This is a genomic window from Oceaniglobus ichthyenteri (assembly GCF_003057885.1).
Taxonomy (GTDB): domain Bacteria; phylum Pseudomonadota; class Alphaproteobacteria; order Rhodobacterales; family Rhodobacteraceae; genus Oceaniglobus; species Oceaniglobus ichthyenteri.
Map to the genome: position 1 here is coordinate 39,195 of NZ_QAGK01000018.1, position 6,473 is coordinate 45,667.

Here is a 6,473-nt window from a genome sequence, read left to right on the forward strand (position 1 = left end):
GGCGTCTCCTGCGGTCCCCGCGCTTGTCGGGTCCGGGTCCCCATCAGTTCTGGCCGCTTTGGCTATTCCACCTCAGTTGGTGGAGCGGAGGACATCTCGGTGATCGCTTGAAATTCTGTCAGAAACTCCGGCCGATGCTGCATCAGATACCGGACGATCCTGGCGTTCCCGAGCAGCTTTGCCAGATACCCCTTGATCACGGTCAGCTGCAGGTGGTCCTGGCCGTAGGAGTCTTGGATCGAAGTGATCCCTTCCTGCAGCCGGGCCAGCTCGCGCTCCATGCGGGCCATGGCCTCAGGGGTGATGCCCTTCATCTTCTTGGGTTTCTTCGTGTCCACCAGCTGCGCCTGGGGCGTTCCCGCCAGAATTGCAGAGATGTATGCCGGAGAATAATTGTTCGCGTTCATCATCAGCTCTGCCGCCTCGATCTGGCGCATGGCTTTCATCTTGCGCAGGATTTCGAACACGGCGGTCGCACAGTGTTTGTCTTTCAGGATGCTAACGGCCTCTTCGCAGATTCCGTCGAGGAGCTTGGCTTCACGCACAATGCTGCGCGGATTGAGGTCGAGAGCCAGAGCGATCTTTTCCTCGGAGACACCGCGCTCAATGGCCTTGCGGATCATCTTGTGCTCCTGGATGGGCGCAAGGCGGCTGATCCGCTTGTTGTAAGTGAATGCCTCGTCGTCAGTGGAGATCAGACATTCGACCCGTTCGATGCCGAGATCCTTCAGCACCTCGATCCGGATATGCCCGTCAAGCAGCATAAAGGTGCCTTCCTCTCCCGTGGATCGCGTGACGACCGGCGGTTCGACCAGGCCAACCTCTTTGATCGACGCGGTGATCTGGCGGTACTTGCGGCTGGATTTGACGGATGCGCTGAGGGCGCGCACGGGCAGTACGGCCTCTACCGGCACGGTGACGCAATCGCTTTCGAAGCCAAGCGTGACCGCGTCCGGGGTTTTGCGCTTGCCCGGGCTCATTCTGCCGCTCCCGCATCCAGTGATTGCCCGAGATAGGTGGGCAGGGTATCCAACCCTTCCGCGCGCAAGAGCGTCAGGAAGTGGTCATCGTCGCGCAGCGAGCGAAACGCCTCGACGACGAACATCAGGCGGCCCTGCGTCAGTTCGGCCTTCTTGATCAACAATTTCTGGCGTTCGGCCTCCTGTTTATAAGCACGCACGAGCGCGTCGCTGGTCAAAGGCCGTTTGGCGCCGTCGCTTCTGCCATAGCTGTTTCGATGAAGGCGCGGGCCCTGTGCATCGCGCTGCTGGATGAGGCGGCGCACGGCGGCCAGTTTCTTGCCGCGCAGCTTTTTCTGGGTGTAGGCGTCCATCAGAGCGCGCTGCCCGCCCTCGGCATCTGTCTTTGAAATGTCGATGGCGAGGTTCAGCGGCAAAAGGCCGGTTTCTACGGCCGAGACCAGCCGTTCTTCCCCGCGTTCCAGAAGCCCCGCGATCATGCCAACATAGTCTGGCGTGACCCCGATCTTGTTTGCGATCTGGCGATCATTGTAGCCGCGTTTGCGCAGATTGCCGATTTCACGCATGAGGTCGATCGGGTTGTGCTGGCGGCGCGCGCAGTTCTCCACGAGGCTCATGACCAGGCAGTCGCTTTCGTCGGCGTCGATGATGATGGCCGGTATGGCATCCTGCTGAAGCTCCATGAACGCTTCGAGCCGCCCCTGGCCACAGACGAGGTCATATTCAACAGGGTCGGTTCCGGCGCGCTGCGCCACAGTGATTGGTCGCTTCAGACCGATCTTTGCGATGTTCTCGACCATTTCCTCGAAATTGCGCCGGTTGCGCACACGGGGATTGAGGATGCGAATGCGGTCGGTGGGGATGAGAGTGACCTGTTTCTGGGTAATGCCCTGGGCTTCGTCTGGCATCAGGCGGCCTCCGTGATCCGGGCCCGGCCAGCGAGCGCGTAAAAATAGTCGAGCGTGTCAAAGCGATAGGCGTCCAGCGACAGCCCGTTCTGCTCGGCCAGCCTCAGTCTGGCCATGGTCATATCGATGCTCGGCAGCAGGTAATAATCGCGTGGCGCTTCGTTCAATTCGTCCATCCGCACGGCAATCGTGATGTCGGGCACCAGGCCAGTATCGAGACGGATGCGCCATCGCAGGGAACCGCCCTGCGTCTCGAAACACCGGGCAAGCACCACCGACGCCGTGAACTCGTCGTTGATGCTGATCAGGTCGGTGTCTGGATCTTGGACAGCCTGGCCGCCGCGTTCGCCGACTCCGTCGAGGATCCGAGCCACGATGCCGGGGTGCGCCTGCCGCAATGCCCGGTTGATCTCGACGTAGCGATAGTCGCGCTCTGGCTCGTAGTCGATCATCTGATAGGCGCGCAGCAAGCTGCCGAAGCGGTTACGGAAGGCGCTGGACGACGGCAGGTTGTCCTGTTCATCGATGATCAGTCCCGACAGCACGCCTTTCAATTTTAGCACGGCGCGCAGGGCTTCGAGCAGTTCGGCGTCCGTGAAATGCTGACTGCGGGCATCGACGATTTCGCGTGCGCGCAGAAAAAGCGCCTCGTCCACGATGGCGGGGTAGGCGCCCTCCGCCCGGATCCACATTTCGCGTGGGTTCACCACTCGCTTGTGCTTCAGCTTGAAGGACACCTTGTTGTAAACGTTGTTGCCGATGTATTTTTCGTTGGTCAGGACTTGGTGCACCGATGCCCGGGACCATGGCCGCTCAAGATCCGTCAGATGCCCCTCGGCATTCAGGGTTTCCGCAATCTCACGCTCCGAGCGGCCATCCTCGACGAACATTCGGTACATGCGGCGCACGACATCCTGTTCCTGCTCAGGGCCCGGAACGAGAACGACACGGTCGGTCTGAAAACTCTTCTGTTGGCCGCGGGACAAGGCACCCTTTGGGTTGCCGTGTTCGTCGATCAGTACCCGGCGCAACCCATATCCAGCCGCACCGCCTTGACGGTATCCAAGCTCCACCAGACGGCATTGCCCGGCGAAGACCTTTACCGAAAGCTCGCGGCTGTATTCGCCCGCCATCACCCGCTTGACAGTTTTCAGAAGGTTAGAGCCGATGCTGCCGTCGTTTTCGAACTGCTCACCGCAATAGTGGACCCGGATCCCGGCGCGAGAGCAGACATGTTCGTGATACGCCCCTTCATCAGCATCCTGAAACCGGCCCCAGCGGCTGACGTCATAGACCAGAATGGCTTTGAAATCCGCCTGACCGGTTCGGACCTCGGCCATCAGGTTCTGCAGCGCTTCGCGACCGTCCAACCGCAACCCGGACCGACCTGAGTCCTCGAAGACGCGCAGGAGCTGCAGGCCCCGGGCGGTGGCGTAATCCCGAATGATGTCGAGCTGGTTTTGCGTCGAGTATTTCTGGTGATCGGTCGACATCCGCACATAGGCGACGGCCGGTAAATCCTGCTCGACCTCCGCGTCTTTGTCTGTCCTGTTGTCTCGACCGTTACTCAAATCAAGTATTCCTTTTCGGCGGTTTCACCCTTGCTGTGCAAAACATGCGGAGCGGAGAAATCCATTCTTTCCATTTGACACAAGAAGCTCCGGAAAGTCGTTTCCTGAAACGGGCAAGCTCTTTCCGATTTCCCAAGTGTCAGTTCTCAAATTCAAATTCATCGTCGCGGCCTTCAAATCAGCAGTGTTCTTGAGTCGCGATCCAATGACTCAATGCGGGCAAAATCAGCACACGCCGTTTTCATGGTTCTTCAATTGTTTAACCGAGAAGGACGTGAAAATGCGCGTGAAGATGGGCACATTTGTGCCGAAGATGGGCACATTTGTGCACCTGGTCGAAGAACCTACCGATTATCGTACCGCTATGGCGCTGGCTCTGCATGAGGAGTTGGGCGAAACGCATCGCGCAATCAAGATGGCCATGCGCTGGACGGGCGCCAGTGAACGCACCGTGAAATACTGGTTCGCGGGTGAACGAGGGCCGAGCGGTGATCATCTGATCGCTCTTGCGCGGCATTCGGATGCGGTGCTCTTTGTTGTCCTTGCGCTTGCAGGCCGTCACATTGTCGAGGATGCTGACGGTTGAAACGCCAACGATGATCGGCACCCGGGAGGCGCAGCCCACTCTTGTTTTGCGTTCGTTTTTGGTTATATTGAATACACGCGAAGTGAGAGGTGCTGCGCCATGTCCCGAACGACCACGATGACCGTCCGCCTTGGTGGGGCCCTGAGTGACTTCGTGTCGGCCAATGTGGGCGATGACGGGTCCTATGAGAACGTCAGCGAATACATCCGCGACTTGATCCGGCGTGACAAGGAGAGGGCGGAGCAGGAGGCCTTCAGCCGCCTGAAGGCCGAGTTGACCCATGCCTTCGTGGCAGCGGAAGAAACGTATCTACCGCTGACTGCAGCCGAGGTGATCGCGCGGAACCGGGCCTGATCCGGTGGCCACCATCCGTATTCAGGAAGGGGCGTCCCACCGCCTTGATGACATCTACCGCTACACCCGCGAAAGGTGGGGCGACGATCAGGCCGAGAAATATATCACCGGTCTGTTTGCGACCTTCGACAAGATCGCTGCCCACGGCGTCACATCAAAACCCGTCCCGGCCGAATTCGGCGTTGAGGGGTTTTTCTTTCGCTTTGAGCGCCATTTCGTCTACTGGCGCCATCTTTCGAACGGCGACATCGGGATCGTGACTATCCTGCACGAGCGCATGCACCAGATCGACCAGTTTCGCGATGATTTTGGGCTCGGATGATCGGACGCCTTTTCAAGGCGCATCAGATTTGCGCAGCGTGGAATCTTCAATGTTTGCACGGTCCAGCGGTAACAGTAGCCACCTACTTGCTGGAGGTGAGGAGGATGCCGCTCTAACCAGACGGCATCACCACGTGAGACGCTTTCAGCGCTGGAAGCGCTCATGGGGTGCATTGCTCTAAAAATAGTAATTTAAAATCAATGACTTGATGTGGAGAAGGTTCGACGCCAGTCGCGTTCCCTCCGCCATTATCCCCATTGCGAACCAGTGACACCGCCCTGACGGGCACGGTTTTTTCCGTGCTATCAAAGGGGTTTGAAGGAACCGACCGAACCTCATAGACGCGCCGTCTGGCCAAAGCTGGGCTCAGAATGGCCCTCAGTCTCAGTTTGGGCGAACCTCGCCCGTTCCGGTTCGGTCCATTTTTTCCGCGCCTTTTCAATAATCTATTTCTAAACCCCGCCAAAACCCAAACGCGCGTTCCGAACGATATCGATGGCGACATTTACAGAACGCGCAGTAGGCGCGTTGCTCGGGATACCAGCGTAAACAGGCGGATTTCTTGGGTGGGTTCGCATCCCATTCCCCCGACGAAACTACTGATGACAAATGATTTTCGCGTGTCTAGCCTGGCCGCATGTCAAACGGGCCTTGGACAGATGCAGAGAATGACCTGATCGTCGCGGATTACTTCGCGATGCTGGCTGCGGACTTTGCTGGCCAGTCCTATAACAAGGCTGCGCACAATCGCGATCTTCAGGCACAGATCGACCGCAACCGCAGTTCGATTGAGTTCAAGCACCAGAACATCAGCGCGGTTCTCAGGGCCCTCGGAGAGGACTGGATCTCTGGCTACAAGCCCGCCCAAAACTATCAGGGCACACTGGAAGATGCGGTGGCGCGTTGGCTGGAACTCAACCCCGGCTGGCTGTCCCGCATTCCGGACCGGCCCGCGATGGGCCTCCACGAGGCAGCTCAACTTTGGATTGGACCGCCCCCGACGCTCAGCAACCAGCCGCCTCCGGCTGAGCTTGAGCAAACCATCGCCACCGCCCGCAAATTCGATGTTGCGGAGCGTGACGAGCGCAACCGTGCGCTTGGCCGGGCGGGAGAGGAGCGTGCGCTGGCGCATGAGAAAGCGGTGCTGGCTGGCTCCGGGCGCTCTGATCTTGCGACAAAGGTGCGATGGGTCTCGGAGGAGGATGGGGACGGCGCTGGATATGATATCGCCAGCTATGCGCCGGATGGTCGGCCCCGTCTGATCGAAGTGAAGACGACCAACGGCTGGGAACGCACACCTTTCCATATTTCGCGGAATGAGCTGGCTGTTGCCGACGAACGGCGGGCGGACTGGTGCCTTATGCGGCTCTATCACTTTTCACGGGAACCGAAGGCGTTCGAACTGCGCCCGCCGCTGGACGCCCACGTCTCGCTGACCGCCACGAGCTTTCAGGCCAGCTTTCACTGACCCTCAATCAAACACCCGACCCGGTTGCTCGGCCCACGGCAGTTCCGATACGCCGCAGGGGTCGAATATTGACAGCACCGTGGGTTCGCGGCGCAGGACCAGCCGCTCCAGCACCGAAGGTGCGAGCCATGCCAGCCGAATCACGCGACTGACATAACGGTCGGAGATGCCTTCCTCTCTGGCGAGGTCGGCGATGGTGGTGACGTCGCCACGCTCCAGCCTGCTTCGCCAGTCCCACGCGCGGCCGATGGCGCGCAGCAGGCGGGCATCCTGGCCGCGATCCA

8 protein-coding genes are annotated in these 6,473 nt (G+C 59.4%); 4 read left to right on the forward strand and 4 right to left on the reverse strand.

Annotated features, from left to right (window positions below):
• Positions 1-62 precede the first annotated feature (62 nt).
• Genes C8265_RS18015 through C8265_RS18025 form a run of 3 tightly spaced genes read right to left on the reverse strand, consistent with a single transcriptional unit; the run spans position 63 to position 3,459 of the window.
• Positions 63-980, reverse strand: a complete 918-nt coding sequence (locus C8265_RS18015) for a plasmid partitioning protein RepB C-terminal domain-containing protein (RefSeq protein WP_108485433.1) — start codon at positions 978-980, stop codon at positions 63-65.
• Complete coding sequence (locus tag C8265_RS18020) at positions 977-1,888, reverse strand: plasmid partitioning protein RepB C-terminal domain-containing protein (RefSeq protein ID WP_108485434.1); 912 nt, start codon at positions 1,886-1,888, stop codon at positions 977-979. Before C8265_RS18020 ends, C8265_RS18015 begins: the two co-directional genes overlap by 4 nt.
• Positions 1,888-3,459: a recombinase family protein gene (locus C8265_RS18025; RefSeq protein WP_108485435.1), complete on the reverse strand. Its 1,572-nt coding sequence runs from the start codon at positions 3,457-3,459 to the stop codon at positions 1,888-1,890. Before C8265_RS18025 ends, C8265_RS18020 begins: the two co-directional genes overlap by 1 nt.
• A 136-nt stretch (positions 3,460-3,595) precedes the next feature.
• On the opposite strand from C8265_RS18025, the gene C8265_RS18030 reads away from it, so the two are divergent.
• From C8265_RS18030 to C8265_RS18045, 4 genes are all read left to right on the forward strand, one after another.
• Positions 3,596-4,045, forward strand: coding sequence for a hypothetical protein (locus C8265_RS18030; protein ID WP_240611134.1), 450 nt, complete (start codon positions 3,596-3,598; stop codon positions 4,043-4,045).
• A 99-nt stretch (positions 4,046-4,144) separates the two neighbouring features.
• Entirely contained in the window at positions 4,145-4,399 is a 255-nt protein-coding gene (locus C8265_RS18035; protein ID WP_108485436.1) for a ribbon-helix-helix domain-containing protein, read from the forward strand.
• 4 nt (positions 4,400-4,403) lie between these two features.
• Positions 4,404-4,721, forward strand: a complete 318-nt coding sequence (locus C8265_RS18040) for a type II toxin-antitoxin system RelE/ParE family toxin (RefSeq protein WP_108485437.1) — start codon at positions 4,404-4,406, stop codon at positions 4,719-4,721.
• 637 nt (positions 4,722-5,358) lie between these two features.
• The gene (locus tag C8265_RS18045; protein WP_108485438.1) at positions 5,359-6,189 is read left to right on the forward strand and encodes a protein NO VEIN domain-containing protein; all 831 of its coding nucleotides are present in this window, start codon (positions 5,359-5,361) and stop codon (positions 6,187-6,189) included.
• Positions 6,190-6,192: 3 nt separating this feature from the next.
• Here the strand turns inward: C8265_RS18045 and C8265_RS18050 are convergent.
• Positions 6,193-6,473 (reverse strand): hypothetical protein (locus C8265_RS18050; protein ID WP_108485439.1); only part of this gene is annotated, 281 nt, incomplete at its 5' end.